Source organism: Allocatelliglobosispora scoriae (genome assembly GCF_014204945.1).
GTDB lineage: Bacteria > Actinomycetota > Actinomycetes > Mycobacteriales > Micromonosporaceae > Allocatelliglobosispora > Allocatelliglobosispora scoriae.
In genome coordinates, this window is record NZ_JACHMN010000002.1 from 1,545,001 (window position 1) to 1,562,660 (window position 17,660).

At 71.0% G+C, this 17,660-nt stretch carries 18 protein-coding genes and 1 pseudogene; 6 read left to right on the forward strand and 13 right to left on the reverse strand.

Annotated elements, in window-relative coordinates; genetic code table 11:
* Positions 1-55: 55 nt before the first annotated feature.
* From F4553_RS12630 to F4553_RS12645, 4 genes and pseudogenes are all read right to left on the reverse strand, one after another.
* The gene (locus F4553_RS12630; RefSeq protein ID WP_446680433.1) at positions 56-1,672 is read right to left on the reverse strand and encodes a PucR family transcriptional regulator; all 1,617 of its coding nucleotides are present in this window, start codon (positions 1,670-1,672) and stop codon (positions 56-58) included.
* A gap of 21 nt (positions 1,673-1,693) precedes the next feature.
* Complete coding sequence (locus F4553_RS12635; RefSeq protein WP_184840661.1) at positions 1,694-2,500, reverse strand: TrmH family RNA methyltransferase; 807 nt, start codon at positions 2,498-2,500, stop codon at positions 1,694-1,696.
* 356 nt (positions 2,501-2,856) lie between these two features.
* A pseudogene (locus F4553_RS12640) lies at positions 2,857-3,666 on the reverse strand (SPFH domain-containing protein); the annotation flags it as partial.
* A 65-nt stretch (positions 3,667-3,731) separates the two neighbouring features.
* Positions 3,732-4,172 carry an NfeD family protein gene (locus tag F4553_RS12645; protein ID WP_312875182.1) on the reverse strand — a complete coding sequence of 147 codons (441 nt, stop codon included), beginning with the start codon at positions 4,170-4,172 and terminating at the stop codon, positions 3,732-3,734.
* Between the two features lie 150 nt (positions 4,173-4,322).
* On the opposite strand from F4553_RS12645, the gene F4553_RS12650 reads away from it, so the two are divergent.
* On the forward strand, positions 4,323-5,645 hold the full coding sequence (locus F4553_RS12650; RefSeq protein WP_184835664.1) for a serine hydrolase domain-containing protein: 1,323 nt from the start codon (positions 4,323-4,325) through the stop codon (positions 5,643-5,645).
* 114 nt (positions 5,646-5,759) lie between these two features.
* Here F4553_RS12650 and F4553_RS12655 read toward each other — a convergent pair whose 3' ends face one another.
* Positions 5,760-6,560 (reverse strand): DUF3097 domain-containing protein, encoded by an 801-nt coding sequence (locus F4553_RS12655; protein WP_184835666.1) that lies wholly within the window; start codon positions 6,558-6,560, stop codon positions 5,760-5,762.
* A 104-nt stretch (positions 6,561-6,664) separates the two neighbouring features.
* Here F4553_RS12655 and F4553_RS12660 point away from each other — a divergent pair, with 104 nt between their 5' ends.
* Positions 6,665-6,880: a hypothetical protein gene (locus tag F4553_RS12660; protein WP_184835668.1), complete on the forward strand. Its 216-nt coding sequence runs from the start codon at positions 6,665-6,667 to the stop codon at positions 6,878-6,880.
* A gap of 142 nt (positions 6,881-7,022) precedes the next feature.
* Entirely contained in the window at positions 7,023-7,811 is a 789-nt protein-coding gene (locus F4553_RS12665) for an Rv1486c family protein (protein ID WP_184835670.1), read from the forward strand.
* Here F4553_RS12665 and F4553_RS12670 read toward each other — a convergent pair.
* The 7 genes from F4553_RS12670 to F4553_RS12700 all read right to left on the reverse strand — a co-directional run bounded on the left by F4553_RS12670 (position 7,808) and on the right by F4553_RS12700 (position 14,546).
* Positions 7,808-8,650 (reverse strand): HAD-IIA family hydrolase, encoded by an 843-nt coding sequence (locus F4553_RS12670; protein WP_376776263.1) that lies wholly within the window; start codon positions 8,648-8,650, stop codon positions 7,808-7,810. The genes F4553_RS12665 and F4553_RS12670 overlap by 4 nt on opposite strands.
* Positions 8,611-9,621 (reverse strand): ferrochelatase, encoded by a 1,011-nt coding sequence (locus F4553_RS12675; protein WP_184835674.1) that lies wholly within the window; start codon positions 9,619-9,621, stop codon positions 8,611-8,613. The genes F4553_RS12670 and F4553_RS12675 overlap by 40 nt, the downstream gene beginning before the upstream one ends.
* Before the next feature lie 22 nt (positions 9,622-9,643).
* Positions 9,644-10,411: an enoyl-ACP reductase FabI gene (gene fabI, locus F4553_RS12680; protein WP_184835676.1), complete on the reverse strand. Its 768-nt coding sequence runs from the start codon at positions 10,409-10,411 to the stop codon at positions 9,644-9,646.
* A gap of 37 nt (positions 10,412-10,448) precedes the next feature.
* Complete coding sequence (gene fabG, locus F4553_RS12685) at positions 10,449-11,162, reverse strand: 3-oxoacyl-ACP reductase FabG (RefSeq protein ID WP_184835678.1); 714 nt, start codon at positions 11,160-11,162, stop codon at positions 10,449-10,451.
* A 464-nt stretch (positions 11,163-11,626) separates the two neighbouring features.
* A complete protein-coding gene (locus tag F4553_RS12690) occupies positions 11,627-12,577 on the reverse strand; it encodes a VWA domain-containing protein (RefSeq protein WP_184835680.1) in 951 nt (316 codons plus the stop codon).
* Positions 12,574-13,500 (reverse strand): DUF58 domain-containing protein, encoded by a 927-nt coding sequence (locus tag F4553_RS12695; RefSeq protein WP_184835682.1) that lies wholly within the window; start codon positions 13,498-13,500, stop codon positions 12,574-12,576. The genes F4553_RS12690 and F4553_RS12695 overlap by 4 nt, the downstream gene beginning before the upstream one ends.
* Entirely contained in the window at positions 13,497-14,546 is a 1,050-nt protein-coding gene (locus F4553_RS12700) for an AAA family ATPase (protein WP_184835684.1), read from the reverse strand. The genes F4553_RS12695 and F4553_RS12700 overlap by 4 nt, the downstream gene beginning before the upstream one ends.
* Positions 14,547-14,837: 291 nt before the next feature.
* Between F4553_RS12700 and F4553_RS12705 the strand changes: the two genes are divergently transcribed.
* Genes F4553_RS12705 through F4553_RS12715 form a run of 3 tightly spaced genes read left to right on the forward strand, consistent with a single transcriptional unit; the run spans position 14,838 to position 16,910 of the window.
* A complete protein-coding gene (locus F4553_RS12705) occupies positions 14,838-15,062 on the forward strand; it encodes a hypothetical protein (RefSeq protein ID WP_184835686.1) in 225 nt (74 codons plus the stop codon).
* Between the two features lie 37 nt (positions 15,063-15,099).
* On the forward strand, positions 15,100-15,609 hold the full coding sequence (locus F4553_RS12710) for a PH domain-containing protein (RefSeq protein WP_376776206.1): 510 nt from the start codon (positions 15,100-15,102) through the stop codon (positions 15,607-15,609).
* Positions 15,606-16,910, forward strand: a complete 1,305-nt coding sequence (locus F4553_RS12715; RefSeq protein WP_312875184.1) for a PH domain-containing protein — start codon at positions 15,606-15,608, stop codon at positions 16,908-16,910. The genes F4553_RS12710 and F4553_RS12715 overlap by 4 nt, the downstream gene beginning before the upstream one ends.
* Here F4553_RS12715 and F4553_RS12720 read toward each other — a convergent pair.
* Positions 16,907-17,641: an HAD family hydrolase gene (locus F4553_RS12720; RefSeq protein WP_184835688.1), complete on the reverse strand. Its 735-nt coding sequence runs from the start codon at positions 17,639-17,641 to the stop codon at positions 16,907-16,909. The genes F4553_RS12715 and F4553_RS12720 overlap by 4 nt on opposite strands.
* Positions 17,642-17,660 lie beyond the last annotated feature (19 nt).

The following is a 17,660-nucleotide window of genomic DNA, read 5'->3' on the forward strand; positions in this document are numbered from 1 at the left end:
TGCAGACATGCAAACATAATGATCTGTAATTGGGTGTCGGGTCGCTGTCACCCGGCTACGAGTCGCGGACGGCGTCCAGCGCCAGCAGCGCGACATGCAGCGACAGGCACGCCTCGACCGAGTCGAGGTCCGCCTGCAGGATCCGCCCGAGCCGGGCCAGCCGCTCGTAGAAGGCCGGTCGGGACAGGTGCGCCTCGGCCGCCGCCGACGACTTGTTGCGCCCCTGCTCCAGGTAGACCCGCAGCGTCGGCAGCAGCGTGTCCCGCGGGTGCTGCGCGTCGTGGGCGAGCACCGGGCCGAGCTGCCGCTCGACGAAGGTCTGCAGCCGGGGCTCGTCGCGCAGCAGGTGCAGCAGCCCGGCGAGGCCCACGTGCGGCAGGCGGAAGACGGGCACCTGGCGGTGGTCGTGGCGGGCCGCGTCGGCGACCTGACGGGCCTCGACCAGCGAGCGGCGGGCCTCGCGCAGGTCGGCCACCCCGGTCCCGGCGGCGACGATGACGGGGGCGGACTCCGGGCGTACTCGTCGGAGTGCCGTCGCGAAGGCACCCAGCGCGCCCTCCTCGTCGGCGGGCCCGCGCAGGGCGATGAGCGCGCCCACGGCATGGTCGTCGAGGAGGCTGGAGAGGCCGGAGAGCTTCGCGTCACGCAGGGCCTGCCCGACGCCCTCGGCGAGCCCGCGCAACTCCGCCTGCTCGGCCACGGCGGGCGCGTGGCCACCGTCGTGGCGCGGACGGACGACGACGCCGACCAGGTGCCTGCGCTCCAGCGTGACGCCGAGCGCCCGGGCCCGCAGCGCCACCTCGTCGACCGGGCGGGAGTGGTCCAACAGCGCCGTGAGCAGGGTCGCGTGGAGCTGGCGCTCCAGGCCCTCGGCGTCGCGCCGGATCAGTCGGCCCAGCGCCAGCGTCGAGGCGGCCCGCTCCAGCAGGATCCGCAGCCGGTTGGCGGGCTCGGCCCGCACGTGCAGCAGCAGCCGGCCCCAGTCCTGGCCCCGGGCGCCAACCGTGGTGACGAGCCAGCCCGAGTCGGCGTCGAAACCGGTCCGGGTCGGCACCCGGATCCGGCGCGAGTGGCTCTCCCAGCCGTCCAGCAGCAGCGCGGCACTGCCACCGGCCGGGTCGTAGGCGAGCACCTGGCGGGAGAGGTTCTCCAGCACCACCGGGCTGCCGGAGAGCTCCGCGACCTGCCGCAGCACCTCGGCCGGTTCGGCGCCCTCGACCGAGAGGTCGGTGAAGCGCTGGTGGATCTCCTCGGTCGCCCGCAACTCGGTGAGCTGGGCGTCCACGATCAGCGCGTGCACCGCCTCGGTGATCCGGACGAACGGTGTGTCCCGGCGCAGCTCGATCAGCGGCAGGCCGCGCTTCTCGGCGGCCGCCACCAGCACCTTCGGCAGGTTCTGGGTGTATCGGCGGCCCAGCTCCACGACGAAGCCCGAGACGCCGACGTCGGCGAGGTCGTTGATGAAGCCGCGCAGCCCCGCGTCGTCGGCGGGCAGGCCGATGCCGGTCGCGAGGACGAGCTCGCCGCCGCGCAGCAGCGAGGCGATGTCGGGCACCTCGGCCACGTGCACCCAGCGGACCGGGTTGTCCAGCGCGTCCTCACCCGCGACGACCCTCGGCGCACCGAAACGGAACGGGTCGAGCGCGAGCACCTCACGGACGGTAGGGAACACGGACATCACCGTAACGGTAAGTCATGCGAGGTCGCTGCGGCACAGCTCCCAGCAGGCGACGGCGGTCGCGGCGGCGACGTTGAGCGAGTCGACCCCGCGCCGCATCGGGATGCGCACGCGCACGTCACTCGCGCTCAGCGCGTGCTGGGACAGGCCCGGCCCCTCCGCACCCAGCAGCAGCGCCGGCCGCTCCCGCTGCGCGTCGCTCAGCACCTGCATCGGTACGCCGTCAGCAGCCGGACTCATCGCCAGCAGCGTGAACCCGGCCTCGCGGAGCTGCGCCAGCCCGCCCGGCCACTCGTCGAGGAAGGCATAGGGAATGGCGAAGACCTCGCCCATGCTGACCCGGACGCTGCGCCGGTAGAGCGGATCCGCGCAGGTCGGCGAGAGCAGCACGGCGTCCATGCCGAGCCCGGCGACGCCCCGGAAGATCGCGCCGATGTTGGTGTGGTTGTTGATGTCCTCCAGGATCACCACCCGCCGCGCCGCCCGGAGCACGTCCCCCACGTCCGGTAGCGGCTTGCGATGGAAGCTCGCGAGGACACCCCGGTGCACGTGGAACCCGGTGACCGCCTCCAGCACGTCCGGCTCGGCGCCGTAGACCGGTGCCCCGTCGAGGTCGGCGACCTGCCCGGCCCGCTTCGCCTCGACGAGGAAGCTGCGCGGTCGGTAACCGGCCTTGACCGCACGGCGCAGGACCAGCTCGCCCTCGGCGATGAAGAGCCCGTGCGGCGGCTCCCAGCGGGTGCGCAACTCCACGTCGGTCAGCGCCCGGTAGTCGGCGATCCGCTCGTCGCCCGGGTCCGTGATCAGCTCCACCGGGCACATTCTGCCCTGCCCGGCACGCTCGACCGCCCGCCCGGTGCCGCCCGGCCCCACGATCGCCACAACTCTTCAAGAGTTGGTCCTAAACCGGCCGGCCGCGCCCACCATCGCCCCACGATCGCCCCACGATCGCCGCAACTCTTGAAGAGTTGGTCCTAAACACGCCGTGGCCCCCCGCGGATGCGGGAGGCCACGGCGATCGCCAGCGGCGGATGCTACTTCTCCTTGGCCACCTTGGCAGCCTCGGCCTCGATCTTCTTGATCTCTTCCTCGGCCTGCTTCACGACCTCGAGCACGACGTCGTCCCGCTTCTCGGCGGGCTTGACCGGCTTGCGCGGAGCATCCGGGTTGGCGGTCGGCAGGTTGCCGAACGCGTTGCCGATGCCGTCGAGCGCCTTACCCAGCTCCGCCGGGATGATCCAGATCTTGCTGGCCTGGCCGTTGGCGATCTGCGGCAGCGCCTGCAGGTACTGGTAGGCCATGACCGTGCTGTCCATGTCGGCGGCGTGGATCGCGTCCACGACCGTCTGGATCGCCTTGGCCTGGCCCTCGGCGGTGAGGATGCGAGCCTGCCGGTCACCGTCGGCGCGCAGCACCTGGGACTGGCGCTCGCCCTCGGCGGTGAGGATCGCGGCCTGCTTGTGGCCCTCGGCCGTGAGGATCGCGGCACGGCGGTCACGCTCGGCACGCATCTGCTTCTCCATGGAGTCGCGGATGCTCGCCGGCGGCTCGATCGCCTTGATCTCGACCCGGGTGACCTTGACGCCCCAGCGTCCGGTGGTCTCGTCGAGCACCGCCGACAGGTGCGAGTTGACCTGCTCGCGGCTGGTGAGCGCGCGCTCGAGGTCCATCGAACCGATGATGTTACGCAGGGTCGTGACCGTCAGCTGCTCGATCGCCTGGAGGAAGTTGGCGATCTCGTAGGTCGCCTTCACCGCATCGATGACCTTGAAGTAGAGCACGGTGTCGATCGAGACGACCAGGTTGTCCGAGGTGATCACCGGCTGCGGCGGGAAGCTGACGACCTGCTCGCGCAGATCGACCTTGGTCCGCACCTTGTCGATGATCGGCACGAGGATGTTCAGACCGGGCTGCAGGGTCCGGTGGTATTTGCCCAGCCGCTCGGTGACATCGTTGCGCTGCTGCGGCACCTGCCGCACGGACTTCATCAGCGTGATCACGACGATAAGTGCCGCCGCCACGATCAGCACCGTGAGGAACAACTGACCAGAACTCACTCTTGGTCCTTCCCGACCAGGGCGGTAGCGCCCCGGACCTCAATAACCCGGACCCGTTCGCCCGGTTCCAAAACGTCTCCGGCTGTGGCGGGGCGAGCACGCCACAGCTCACCACCGATGCGTACCTGGCCACTCTCGGTGTCGACCCGGTCCACGACGATCGCCGAAGCGCCCACGATGGCCTCGAGGCCGAACTCGACCTTGTGTGACTTGCGGAAGAAGAAGTCCTTCATCGGCTTGCGTGCGAGGCCCAGCGCCAGCGTCGAGACCACACCGAACGTGATCAACTCGGCGATGATGCCTCCGCCTGCCACGCCGACAATCGCCGCCACGAAGGCTCCGGCAGCCAGCATGAGCAGCACGAACGTCCCGGTAAACAGCTCGCCAACGACGAGCGCAGCGGCGGCGACGAGCCACCAGACCCACGTGTACTCCACGGCATGATCGTGGCACGTCAGCGCAACTCCGTGTACCCCTCCTCCAAACGGATCGTCCCGCATGGCCCGTTTGGCGACACCGATAACGGATAGTCCGATCCCGCGTTGAGCGCTTAGGCTGCCGTCAGGTCGCCACCTCAGGAGGTCACAGTGCTGCTGCCGGAGACGGCCCGCCGGGTCGATCAGCTCGTCACCCAGGTGCAGGCGACCGGAAAGGCACCCATCGTCACCGCGGCGGTCATCCGCGACGGCGAGCCGGCCCACCTCTCGGCGGCCGGGCACCCCGCCAACCAGGTCGGCGACCTCCAGTTCCGGATCGGCTCCATCACCAAGACGATGACCGCCGCCGTCGTGATGCAGCTCCGCGACGAGGGCCTGCTCTCCCTCGACGACCTGCTCTACCGCCACCTGCCGGGCACACCGGTCGGCAGCAGCGTCACCCTCCGCCAGCTCCTCGGCCACGCGGCCGGACTGCAGCGCGAGCCCGACGGCAAGTGGTGGGAGCGGATGGACGGCGGCGACATCGAAGCCCTGCTCTCCTCGCTCACGCCGGAGAAGCTCGCACTCGCGCCCCACCACGGCTACCACTACTCGAACCTCGCCTACGGCCTGCTCGGCGCGGTGCTCGCCAAATTGACCGGGCAGGAGTGGGCGGACCTGATCACCCAGCGCATCCTGACGCCGCTGGGCATGCACCACACGAGCTACCACCCGACCGACCCGTTCGCGGTGGGCTACGTCGTGCACCCGTGGCTCGACACCGTACGCGAGGAGCCCCGCGCCGACACGGGTGCGATGGCACCGGCCGGGCAGCTCTGGTCCACCCCGAACGACCTGGTCAAGTGGGCGGCGTTCCTGGCGAACCCGGATCCGGCCGTGCTCGCTCCGGCCACCGTCGCCGAGATGTGCGCTCCGGTCGTCATGAACGACCTGGACTCCTGGACCGGCGGTCACGGCCTCGGCCTGGAGCTCTACCGTCGCGGCGACCGGGTGCTCGTCGGGCACGGCGGGTCGATGCCCGGTTACCTCGCCAACCTCGCCACGCACCGGCGCAGCCGCACCGGTGTCGTGGTCTTCGCCAACGCGTACACCCTGCGGGGCACGTCGATCCAGGCTCTCTGCCTCGACGTACTCGACGCGGTCTTGGATTGTGAGCCCGTGCCCCCGGCACCGTGGGTGCCGGCGCTCGATGCGCCCGCGGACGTCGCGGAACTGCTCGGCCGCTGGTGGTGGATGGGGCGCGAATATGAGGCGACCCTCGATCACGGCACCGCTGAGCTGGTCTTCGACTCGCTGACCCGGCCCCGGGAGGAGATGCGCTTCCGCGCCGAGGCGACCGACCGCTGGCGCGGCGTCTCCGGCGAGAACGACGGCGAGATCCTGCAGGTGCTCCGCGACGCCGCCGGGCGGGTGGAGCTGCTCGACATCGCGACGTTCCTCTTCAGCCGCGAGCCGCTGGGCCCCGAGGGCTGAGGCTGCAAGCTCGGCGGCTGTGGACATGATCGCGACTCGTGGGCGCTGCGCGTCGGCCGATGTCCGTTTCGCCGACTGTCAAAGCCCAGAGTTGCACATCTTGCGCTGCCGCCGCTACTCGGTCACGTGGTCGATGAGGCGCTCGACGGCGCCGATCAGCGGCGTCTCCAGGTCCCGGTAGCCGTCCACCCTCGACAGGACCCGGCGCCACATCTCGATGGGGTCGGTGACGCCGAGCGCGGCGCAGACCCCCTCCTTCCACGGCTGGCCCTTCGGCACCTGCGGCCAGGCGGCGATGCCCAGCGCGGCCGGGCGGACGGCCTGCCAGATGTCGACATAGGGGTGGCCGGTGATCAGCACGAAGTCGCTGGTGACCGACGCGGCGATGCGGCTCTCCTTGGACCCGGGGACGAGATGGTCCAGGAGGACACCGAGTCGGCGGCCCGGGCCGGGCTGGAATTCGCGGACCGCCTCGGCCAGGTGGTCGGCGCCGGAGAGCGGTTCGACCACGACGCCCTCGACGCGCAGGTCGTCGCCCCAGACGCGTTCGACGAGGGCGGCGTCGTGCACGCCCTCGACCCAGATGCGGGACTCCTTCGCCACCTTGGCCCGCTGCGGCGCGACGGCGATCGAGCCGCTCGCGGTGATGCGCCGCTGGGGCTCCTTCGTCACCGCCGGGCGGCGCAGGGTGACCGTGACGCCGTCGAGCAGGAACGCGGCGGGCTCCAGGGGGAACATGCGGCGCTTGCCGTGGCGGTCCTCCAGGATCACCGCGCCGTGCTCGAAGCCGAGGATCGCGCCGCAGAAGCCGGAGTCGGCGTCCTCCACGACCAGGTCCACCTCGGCGTCGACGACCGGGATCTCCCGGCGCGGGCGGCGGCCACCGGCGAGCACATCGGAGTCATAGCGATCCACGTCGGCAGAGCCTACCGGCCGGCACGTCCGAAAAGCGGACACCCGGTAGCAGGGCGCGCCTCACGGTCAACGGTTTCAAGACGACACGGATCACTCCGCAGCAGGTGTTCCCGCCGCTGGGAGACGAGAACGCCTTCATCCGCTGCGACAAGACGACCCGGGCCGGTCGGGCGACCGAATACCACTGCGCGGGCTGGCTCGCCACCACGAACCTGATCACTTCGATCTATTCGTTCTCCGGTTCCCAGAAGTCCGCCGAGGCTTATCTGCTCCCGATGATCCACCAGGCGCGTTCCGCCCTGCTTCTCGCCGACTCATGACCGGGGTGGTCCGGTTCGCCGTCTGACGACGATGTCGACACCGGACTCGCGGGGAAAGCAGACTGACCGGCTCGTCGTCACTCTCCGCAACGCCGCGTATGGATACACGCGATTCCGGTCCTCAGCAGGTACCCTGATCTCCATGTCATCTGCGGCGCACGCGGTTTCCCTGACCGCGCGCCGCTCGGCCCGGTTCGTCGCCTGGGCACGGGCGTGGCGCGCTGGGCTCGTCCCCTTCGACGATGCCCTGGACACGATCACAACCGACGAGGAGCACCTCGCGGTCGAGGTGCCGGGCACGTGGACGGAGCTTCCCCTGCGGGAGGCGATGCCGCACCTGTCCCGGCTGCACCCGGACGAGATCCGGCTCGCCCTGCCGGCGCCCGGCGACCCCGGTGGCCTCGGTCCCGGTGAGCTCACCGGTGCCGCGCTGCTCGCGGGCGAAGCCGTGCTCGCGGGCACCATCGGTTTCGTGCCCAGCGTGCGGGAGCACACGTCGGGGTCCGGCATGACGTTCGCGATCGTGTGCTGGACGGCGTACCCGCTGCCGCAGACCGTGGCCCACGGCCCGAAGCCGACCGTCCGCCAGGCCGACGCGGAGCTCTCGCAGGCTCTCGCCGCGACCACCGAGGAGCTCGCGCGGCTCGACGTGGCCCGCTGGCGACCGGAGCTGGCCGGAGCCCTAACCGCGCTGCGGCGGCCGACCGAGGTCGTCGACCTGCCCGAGGGCTACGAGGCGGCGGCGCGGCGGCTCTACGCCCGGGCCACCATGCTCGACCAGGTCGTGGCGCTCGCCGGTGACTCGGCTCCCGGTGGAGCGATCAACGCGTTCGAGGCGCAGCGCCGCGACGAGGCCCTGCGGCCGCTCGGCGCGGCCTGCCGGCTCGCCCTCGTCACGGCCTGCAACTCGCCGCTGACCTCGGTGTCTTAAATCTCGTCGATCAGATCCGCGACGGAGTCGACGATGCGCGACGGCCGGAACGGGTGGTGGTCGACGTCCTCGCGCTTGCTGATCCCCGTCAGCACCAGCACGGTACGCAGACCGGCCTCCAGTCCGCACAGGACGTCGGTGTCCATCCGGTCACCGATCATCGCCGCCGTCTCCGAGTGTGCGCCGATCTGGTTCAACGCCGATCGCATCATCATCGGATTGGGCTTGCCGACGTAGTAGGGCTCCTTGCCGGTGGCCCGGGTGATCAGCGCCGCGACGGAACCGGCGGCGGGCAGCGCGCCCTCGTTGGACGGTCCGGTCGCGTCGGGGTTGGTGCAGATGAAGCGGGAGCCCGTGTTGATCAGGCGGATCATCGTGGTGATCGCCTCGAAGCTGTAGTTGCGGGTCTCGCCGAGCACGCAGTATTCCGGCTGGTAGTCGGTGAGGATGTAGCCCGCGTTGTGCAGCGCCGTGGTGAGCCCGGCCTCGCCGATGACATACGCCGTGCCGCCGGGCCGCTGGTCGGCGAGGAACTGCGCGGTGGCGAGCGCCGAGGTCCAGATCGCCGTCTCGGGCAGGTCGAAGCCGAGCCGGCTGAGCCGTGCGTGCAGGTCCCGGGGCGTGTAGATGGAGTTGTTCGTGAGCACCAGGAACGGCTTGCCGGAGGCGCGCAGGCGGCCGATGAACTCGACCGCGCCGGGCACGGGTGAACCCTCGTGGACGAGCACGCCGTCCATATCGGTCAGCCAGCTCTCGATCGGCTTGTTGCTCATGGTTGCCTGTCCCCTAGCGTCGCGGTTCAGCGGGCGCCGCAGCACTGCGTCGGGCAGGCGTCCCAGTGATCGAGCCTACCGAGAGCGGTGGACCGCCGTTCGGCCGATGGGTCCATCCGCTCCCTGATGAGGCGGGTGATCATTTTCACGAAGCGGGGGTCGGTGCCTGGGGTGGCGGCGCGGGCGTAGCGCATGCCGAGGTTCTCCGCGGTCGCGGCGGCCTCGATGTCGAGGTCCCAGCCGATCTCGAGGTGGTCGGAGACGAAGCCGATCGGGCTCACCACGACACTCGCGCAGCCCTGCTTGGCGAGGGCCTCCAGGTGGTCGTTGATGTCGGGTTCCAGCCACGGCACGCTCGGCGGACCGGAGCGCGACTGCCAGACCAGGTCCCAGGCGCCCGCCAGGCCCGCCTCGGCGGCGACGAGGGCGGCGGTCTCGCGCAGCTGCGCCTCGTAGAGGCCGCCCTCGGGTCCGGCATTGCGCGCCATCGAGAGCGGGATGGAGTGCGCGGTGAAGACCAGCCGGGTGTCGGCCGGGGAGCCGAGCTTGGCGTGCGCGGCGCGGACGCCGTCGGCGTGCGGCAGCACGAAGCCGGGGTCGTCGTGGAAGTGCCGCAGCTTCGAGATGGCGGGCGCTCCGGCACCGACCGCCATCCGGGCGGTGGCGATGTCGTCGAGGTACTGCCGGCAGGCCGAATAGGAGCCGTAGGCGCTGGTCACGAACGCGAAAGCGTGGGTGACACCGTCGTCGCGCATCTGGGCCAGGGCGTCGGCGAGCATCGGGTGCCAGTTGCGGTTGCCCCAGTAGGCGGGCAGCTCCAGACCCTCCTCCGCGAAGTCGGCCTGGACCGCGGCGAGCAGGGCACGGTTCTGCCCGTTGATCGGCGAGACGCCGCCGAAGTGGGCGTAGTGCTCCGCCACGGCGGCGAGGCGCTCGTCGGGGATGCCCCGACCGCGGGTGACGTTGCGCAGGAAGGGCATCACGTCGTCGGGTCCCTCCGGACCGCCGAACGAGAGCAGCAGAAACGCGTTGTGCACGCTTTCAGGCTATCCGCCCGGGTCAGGCACCGACCGAGTGGTAGCCGCCGTCGACGTGGATGATCTCGCCGGTCGTCGCCGGGAACCAGTCGGAGAGCAGCGCCACGACCGCCTTCGCGGCGGGCTCGGTGTCGGCGAGGTCCCAGCCGAGCGGAGCGCGCTCGACCCAGGCGTCCTCGAACTTCGCGAAGCCCGGGATCGACTTGGCGGCCATCGTCCGCAGCGGGCCCGCCGAGACGAGGTTGCTGCGGATGCCCTGGTCACCGAGGTAGGTGGCGAGGTAGCGCGACGCCGACTCGAGCCCGGCCTTGGCGACGCCCATCCAGTCGTAGACCGGCCACGCGACGGTCGCGTCGAAGGTGAGCCCGACGATCGACGAGCCGCGCCCGAGCATCGGCAGCAGCGCGGTGGCGAGCGACTTGTAGGAGTAGGTCGAGGCGTGCAGGGCGACCGACACGTCCTCCCACGACGCGGTGAGGAACCCGCCGCCGAGGGCGGACTGCGGTGCGAAGCCGATCGAGTGCACGACGCCGTCGAGGGAGCCGACGTGCTCGCGGACCTTGTCGGCGATCCCGGCGAGCTCCTCGGCACTGGTGACGTCGAGCGGGATCACCGGGGCCTCGGCGGGCAGGCGCTTGGCGATCCGCTCCACGAGCGAGGGCCGGGGGTACGCCGTGAGGATCAGGTTGCCGCCCTGCTCCTGCACCAGCTTCGCCACGTTGAACGCGATCGACTGGTCGGTGATCATGCCGGTGACCAGGATGTTCTTGCCCTCGAGCAGCCCTGCCATGGTGTCCAACTCTCCCTGTAAATGAAGTGCGTCGGGCTCAGTGGCCCATGCCGAGGCCGCCGTCGACCGGGATGACCGCGCCGGAGATGTAGCCCGCCGAATCGCCGGCGAGGAAGGTGCAGACGCCCGCGACCTCGTCGGCGGAGGCGAGCCGGCCCGCCGGGATCGCCTTGAGGATCTCCGCCTTGCGCGCCTCGGGCAGCGCCGCGGTCATGTCGGTGTCGATGAAGCCGGGGGCGACCACGTTGGCGGTCACGTTGCGGGTGCCCAGCTCGCGGGTGATCGAGCGGGCGATGCCGACGAGCCCGGCCTTGCTCGCGGCGTAATTGACCTGGCCGGCACCGCCGTAGAGGCCGATCACCGACGAGATGAAGATCATCCGGCCGAAGCGGCCCCGGACCATCTTGGTGGTCGCGCGCTTGGCACAGCGCCACGCGCCGGTGAGATTGGTGTCGACCACTCGGGTGAACTGGTCCTCGGACATGCGCATCAGCAGCGTGTCGTCGGTGATCCCGGCGTTGGCGACGAGCACCTCGACCGGGCCGAGCTCGGCCTCGATCGCGGCGAACGCGGCCTCGACCGCCTCGCCGTCGGTGATGTCGCAGGTCACGGCGAAGATCTCGGGGGCGATCGCCGGATCCCAGGAGCCCCGGTGGGTGATCGCGACGCGGTCGCCCTGCTTGAGGAAGGCCTGCGCGATGGCGAGACCGATGCCCCGGTTGCCACCGGTGACCAGGACAGTGCGGGCCACGACGTGCTCCTTGAGATCAAGATCTTGCTCTGTTGACGGTCAGCTTAGGTCCTACCCATTGGTAGGCCTAACGGGGCCGGACAGTCACCGCAACGCTGCCAGGACGGCCGATGCGGCCAAACCCGGATGCCACGGTACGATCACCGCGTTAGGTCTGGACCGGCCCGAGGAGGTGATCGCTGTGCGAGATAGCGATCCTTCCAGTCATGGCTGGGCAGATCGTCAGCGCGGCTGAAACACCGCCCGCCGACCACCTTCCCCGGCAGCCCGCCGCCCGACCGTCGTCTGACAAACGATGGGCGGGGACAACGTCGCGCTGCCGCGCCCAGCCGTGATCTCAAGCGTGAATCCGTCTTCCGTCAAGACAACGCCGGAGTTCATGATGAGCCGTTTCGTCGCCCCCCTGGGTTTCACCCTCGCCATCGCCTGGGTCTGCACCCTCTTCGTCCTCGTCGCCCATTGAGCTAGGGCAGGCGACTGCCCCACAGCAGGCTGAAGCCACCGGCCAGCAGGCCGCAGAGCAGGGCCGCCGCCATCGCGAGGTAGGTCAGGTCGCGCGGCTCGGTCCGGTGTCCGATCGAGGACCCCATGTCCTCGTAGACCTTCTTCAGCTCGCTGACGCTCGCCGCCTCGGCGTAGTAGCCCCCGGTCGTCTCGGCCAGGTCCGCGAGCGCGACCCGATCGACCGGTACGCGCTGCGGCATGCCCCCGATCTCGACCATCCCCTCGTCGGTGCCGAACGCGATGGTGGAGACGGGCACCTGGGCCTCCAGCGCAGCCGCTGCGGCCTCTTCGACGGTCCGCCCATAGGTGCGGTACCCATCGGACAACAGCAGGATCCTGGCGGGCGGTGGACCCTGCGCGCCGTCCTTGGGGACCGTGTCCAGGGCGTCGAGCGCGGTGAAGACCGCCTCGCCCGTCGCGGTCGCCTCGTCGAGCTGCAGCCCGTCGATGGCGGCCATCACCTCGGCCCGGTCCTTCGTCGGCGAGACGAGCACGCTCGCCGACTTGGCGAAGGAGACGAGCCCCAGGTTGTAGCTCGCGGGCAGCTCGCCGACGAAGGACTTCGCCGCGAGCTGCGCCGCCTCGATCCGGGTCGGCGCGACGTCGTCGGCCTGCATCGAGAGCGACACGTCGATGGCGAGCACGATCGTGGCCCGCTCCAGCGGGACGGACTGCTCGACGGCGGGCTTCGCCAGGCCGACGCTGAGCGCGCCGAGGCACGCGAGCAGCGCGATCGCCGAGGCGTGCCGCCGCAGCCCGATGCCCTTGGGCGCGATCGAGCGCAGCAGCTCCAGGTTGGAGAAGCGCATCGCGTAGCTGCGCCGGTGCAGCTGGCGCCAGAGGTAGAGGCCGCCTAGCGCCGCCACCGGAATCAGTGCCAGCAGCCAGATCGGCTGGAGAAAATGGATCATCGCGTGCTCCCCCGGTCGCGAAGGTGTCTGCGCCCGACCACGAAGCGCACCATGTCCATGAGCCAATCCGAGTCGGTACGCAGCCGCAGCCGGACCGCACCGGCCCCGCGCAGCGCGTCGGCGATCTCGTCCCGCTGGGCCGCCGCCGCCTTGGCGTAGCGGGTGCGCAGCTTCGGGTCGCTGGTCTGCACGGTGTGCACCCGGCCGGTCTCGGCGTCGACGAACTCGACCACCCCGACGGGGGGCAGCTCCAGCTCGCGCGGGTCGACGATCTCGATGGCGAGCAGGTCGTGGCGGACGCGCAGCCGTTTGAGCGGGCGTTCCCAGCCGGCGACGGGGCTGAGGAAGTCGGAGATCACCACGACGAGACCCCGGCGCCGGGGCGGCCGGGCGAGGCCGTCGAGCAGCTCACCGATGCCGGAGGCGCCCTGGGCCGGGTGCGGGCCGGGGTCGTCCTGGATCCGGGCGATGCGGTGCAGCAGGGCCTGCGCACCCCGGCGGCCGCCCCGGGCGGGGATCCGCACGACGGGTGCGTCACCCGTGCCGACCAGCGCGCCGATGCGGTTGCCACCGCGTACCGTCAGGTGGGTCATCGCCGCCGCGGCCGCGAGGGCGAGCTCGCGCTTGAGCATCGTGCCCGTGCCGAAGTCGAGGCTCGCCGAGGCATCCACCGCGAGCCAGGTCTCCAGCTCGCGATCGGCCTCGGTGAGCCGCACGTGCGGCACGGTCGTGCGGGCCGTGACCGGCCAGTCCATCCGGCGCACGTCGTCGCCGGGGCGGTATTCGCGCGACTCACCCGCCTCGCTGCCCGGCCCCGGCAGCAGCCCGAGGTACTCCCCCTGGAGCAGCCCGTCGAGCCGCCGGGTGACCTGGAGCTGCAGCCGGGAAAGGGAGGCCGAGACACCGCTGCTGGTGACGGTCACCGCGAAGCGCCCACCGGGACCGGGTTGGCCTGCTGGCGCGGGGCGACCGAGGGCAGCGGCACGGCACCGAGGATCCGGGCCACGACCTGGTCCGGCGGCACGTCGTCGGCGAGCGCGTCGTAGCTGAGCACGAGCCGGTGCCGCAGGATGTCGGGTGCGATCTCCTGCAGGTCCTGCGGCAGGGCGTAGTCGCGTCCGCGCAGCAGCGCCACCGCCCGGGTGGCCCGGACCAGGCCGAGCGACGCGCGCGGGCTGGCGCCGTACTGGATGAGCCGGGCGACATCGGGCATGCCGTGCGCGGCCGGCGCCCGGGTGGCGGTGACGAGGCGTACGGCGTAGTCGATCAGCGCATTGTGGACGAAGACCTGGTCGGCGCGGCCCTGCAGCGCGTGGAGCTCCTCGGTGGTGAGGATCGGGGCCGCGGTCGGCGGCGCCACCCCCATCCGGTAGACGATCTCCCGCTCCTCCAGATCCGTCGGATAGCCGACGAGGATCTTCATCAGGAAGCGGTCCCGCTGCGCCTCGGGGAGCGGGTAGACGCCCTCCTGCTCGATCGGGTTCTGCGTCGCCATCACCAGGAACGGATCGGGCACCCGGTGCCGCCGGCCGCCGAGGGAGACCTGCCGCTCCGCCATGACCTCCAGCAGTGCGGACTGCACCTTCGCCGGGGCCCGGTTGATCTCGTCGGCGAGCAGGAAGTTGACGAAGACCGGTCCGAGCTCGACGTCGAAGCTCTCGCTGGACTGCCGGTAGATCCTGGTGCCGACGATGTCGGCCGGGACCAGGTCCGGGGTGAACTGGATACGCGCGAAGGAACCGCCGACCACGGTGGCGAGGGTCTCCACCGCCAGCGTCTTCGCGACGCCGGGGACGCCTTCCAGCAGGCAGTGGCCCCGGGCGAGCAGGGCGACGAACATCCGCTCGATGAGCGCGTCCTGCCCGACGATGACCTTCTTCACCTCGAAGAGGGCACGTTCGAGGGTCGTCGCGTCCTGCGCGGGGGGAACCCGCGCGGGTGACTCGGCGGGCGGGTTCGGCTCGGTCACGGCACGCCTCCTAGCGGCTGCAGCTGAAGTACCAGGGAGGAAATACTGCTAAATACTCCCACGACTGACTTATTAGACATGGCGCTCTGCCAAGATCTCCTCGTGTCGCGAGGAAAGGTTCCCTGGTGAACCGTCTGGTGCACTGGAATCGACCGAATAGGCACACCGGCGGGCTGGACACGCGGGGGGGCGTTGTGGTTACTATTCCTGCGTCGCCGGGCGACTTCCCCCGTGGTCGCCCGGCGCTCTTACTCTCACCGAGAGAATCCCTTTTCGTTCTAGACTCCCGTCGTGTTGTTCACCGATCCGGTCGAGTCCCCCGCAGGCCACCTCAGCTGCTCCGCCAAGGGCTGTCGCAATACCGCCACCTGGTCGCTGCTGTGGCGCAACCCCAAGCTGCACGACGAGGCCCGCCGCAAGACCTGGCTCGCCTGCGACGAGCACCGCAGCACCCTCGGCGACTTCCTCAGCGCCCGCAGCTTCCTCCTCGCGACGGAGCCGATCGCCCAGCCCTGACTCGTCTCAGCTGTCACAGCGGCACCGGCGGACTAGATTGGTCGGCGTGACACCTCCGGTCTCCGCGCTCGAACCCTGGCCCGCCACCGTCGCCTGGCGCACCGTCTCGCCCAGGCTGATCACCATCAAGCTGCTCGGGCTCGCCACGGGCATCGTGTTCGTGCTCGCCGGGCTCGGTGTCGCCCGGTGGCTGTGGGAGATCGACTGGATCTGGTGGATCGTCGCCGCCGTGCTCGCCTACGCGGTGCTGCGGGTCATCTCGATCATCCGGGGCGTGCGCTCCTGGGGCTACGCCGAGCGCGACAACGACCTGCTGGTGCGGCACGGGCTCCTCACCCGGCACCTGTCGATCGTGCCCTACGCGCGGATGCAGTTCGTCGACGTGAGCGCCTCGCCACTGGAGCGCGCGTTCGGGCTCGCCACCGTCCAGCTGCACACCGCTGCGGCGGCGAGCGACGCCCGCGTACCCGGACTGCTGCCGGACGACGCGGCCCGGCTGCGCGACCGGCTGACCGCGCTCGGCGAAGACCGCGCGGAGGGATTGTGACCTCGGCCGAGACACCGGAGATCCCGCGCCGCCGGCTGCACCCGCTCTCCCCGCTGCTGCGCAGCATCCGGCTGCTGATCGGCCTCATCGCCTACGCCTCGTGGCGGGCGCTGAGCGACTTCGGCGTCTCCAGGTTCATCATGGGGATCGCCGTCGGGATCGTCGTCGTCACCGCCTTCTCGATCGTGAGCTGGCGCTTCACCGGTTACGAGGTGGCCCGGCGCGAGCTGCGGATCTATGAGGGCGTGCTGTCGCGGCGCACCCGGACGATCCCGCTGGAGCGCCTGCAGTCCGTCGAGGTCGTCCGCCCCTTCCTGGCCCAGGTGCTCGGCCTCGCCGAGCTGCGGCTGGAGGTGGTCGGCGGCGGCAAGGCCGAGGCACCCCTCGCCTACCTCTCCGTGGCCGAGGCCGGTGAGCTGCGGACCCGGCTGCTCGCCCTGTCCCGGGGCGCCCACCCCGCCGAGGCGGAGACGGCGGCCGTGCCCGAGGCGCCGCTGCACGCCGTCGACAACAACAACCTGCTGCTCAGCCAGCTCTTCACCCCCGAGGTCTGGGCGGTGCCGATCGCGGTGGCGTTCGTGGTCTTCCAGTTCGTCTCCACCGGCCGGTTCGGCTTCATCGCGATCGCCAGCACCTTCACCGCGCTGATCGGCGTCTTCACCCGCCCGATCCGGCGGCTCACCCGCAACTGGGACTTCAAGCTCACCACCAGCGAGGGCAAGCTGCACCTGCATCGCGGCCTCACCGAGAAGATCAGCCAGGTCGTGCCGGTGCACCGGGTCCAGGCGATCCAGGTCGTCTGGCCGCTGCTGTGGCGGCCCAAGCAGTGGGTCCGGGTCGGCCTCGACATCGCCACCCACGGCGCGCAGGGCGGGGAGCACGAGGAGCTCGGCACACTGCTGCCGGTCGGCGACGCCGCCACCGCCCGGGCGATCGTGCCCTACGCCCTGCCCGGCGTCGACATCGCCGCCCTGCCGCTGACGGGGGTGCCGGAGCAGGCCAAGTGGGTTGCTCCGCTGGGGCGGCGCGTCCTCGCCGCCGGCCTCACCGACCAGGTCTTCGCGACCGTCGACGGGGTGCTGACCCGGTCGCTGACGCTCGTGCCTTACGCCAGGATCCAGTCGGTGCGGGTGAGCCAGGGACCGGTGCAGCGGCGGCTGGGCCTCGCGACGCTGCACGTCGACCACGCCGGCGGGCTCGCCGCGCGGGCACCGGAGCGGACGGTCGCGGAGGCTTACGCCCTCGCCGCCCAGCTCACCGAGCGGGCGAGACTGGCCCGCGCCGCCGCCCAGGCTCTCTAGATCTCCGTCCGGAGCAGCTCCAGCAGCTCGGTGCCGTCCGCGACGATCGCGTCGGGGCGCGGGTCCAGCTCGACGCTGGAGATCTCACCGTCGGGCATGAGGATCGCGGCGCCGACCCCGGCCCGCCGCCCGGCGGCGATGTCGGTGTGCACGAGATCGCCGACGAACCAGCAGTCGGCCGGCTCGACCCGCAGATCCCGCGCGGCCGCGAAGACCATCTCCGGGTGCGGCTTGAAGTAGCCCAGCTCGTCGCTGTAGATCTGGACCCCGAGCGCCCCGGTCAGCCCGCGGTCGTCGAGGAAGTCCCGGTGGGCCGCGCCGCAGCGGGTGTTGCTGACGACCGCCACCGGCAGGCCCCGGCCGACGGTGAACTCCAACAGGTCGAGGATGCCGGGCCGCAGCTTCCAGTTCGACCGCCTCGCCCAGGCGTAGGTGAGGTCGCGGGCATTGGCGAGGACCGCTTCCCGTGCGGCGTCGGGCCAGCCCTTGGCGACATAGTCGCCCCAGAGCTGCTCGTGGGTCAGCTCGATCTGCTCATCGGTGCTGTCCCGCCATGCCCCGCGCTCGGCGTCGGCCCTGTTCAGCTCGCTTTTGAGCTCGTCGACGCTGAGCACGCCGCCGATCAGGTCGTGGACCCGCTCGACGAATCCGGGCTCAAAGGGGGTGACACGGTAGGACGTGACTATCGTGCCGCCGAAGTCGAGGAGCAGCGCGCGAGGGGTGGGCAGCATGCGCTCACTCTGCCAGAAT

Coding starts and splice junctions, on each gene's coding strand:
- F4553_RS12665 (WP_184835670.1), top strand. CDS start 7,023: ATGTCATCTGCGGCGCACGCGGTTTCCCTGACCGCGCGCCGCTCGGCC.
- F4553_RS12635 (WP_184840661.1), bottom strand. CDS start 2,500: ATGTGCCCGGTGGAGCTGATCACGGACCCGGGCGACGAGCGGATCGCC.
- F4553_RS12690 (WP_184835680.1), bottom strand. CDS start 12,577: ATGATCCATTTTCTCCAGCCGATCTGGCTGCTGGCACTGATTCCGGTG.
- fabI (WP_184835676.1), bottom strand. CDS start 10,411: ATGGCAGGGCTGCTCGAGGGCAAGAACATCCTGGTCACCGGCATGATC.
- F4553_RS12720 (WP_184835688.1), bottom strand. CDS start 17,641: ATGCTGCCCACCCCTCGCGCGCTGCTCCTCGACTTCGGCGGCACGATA.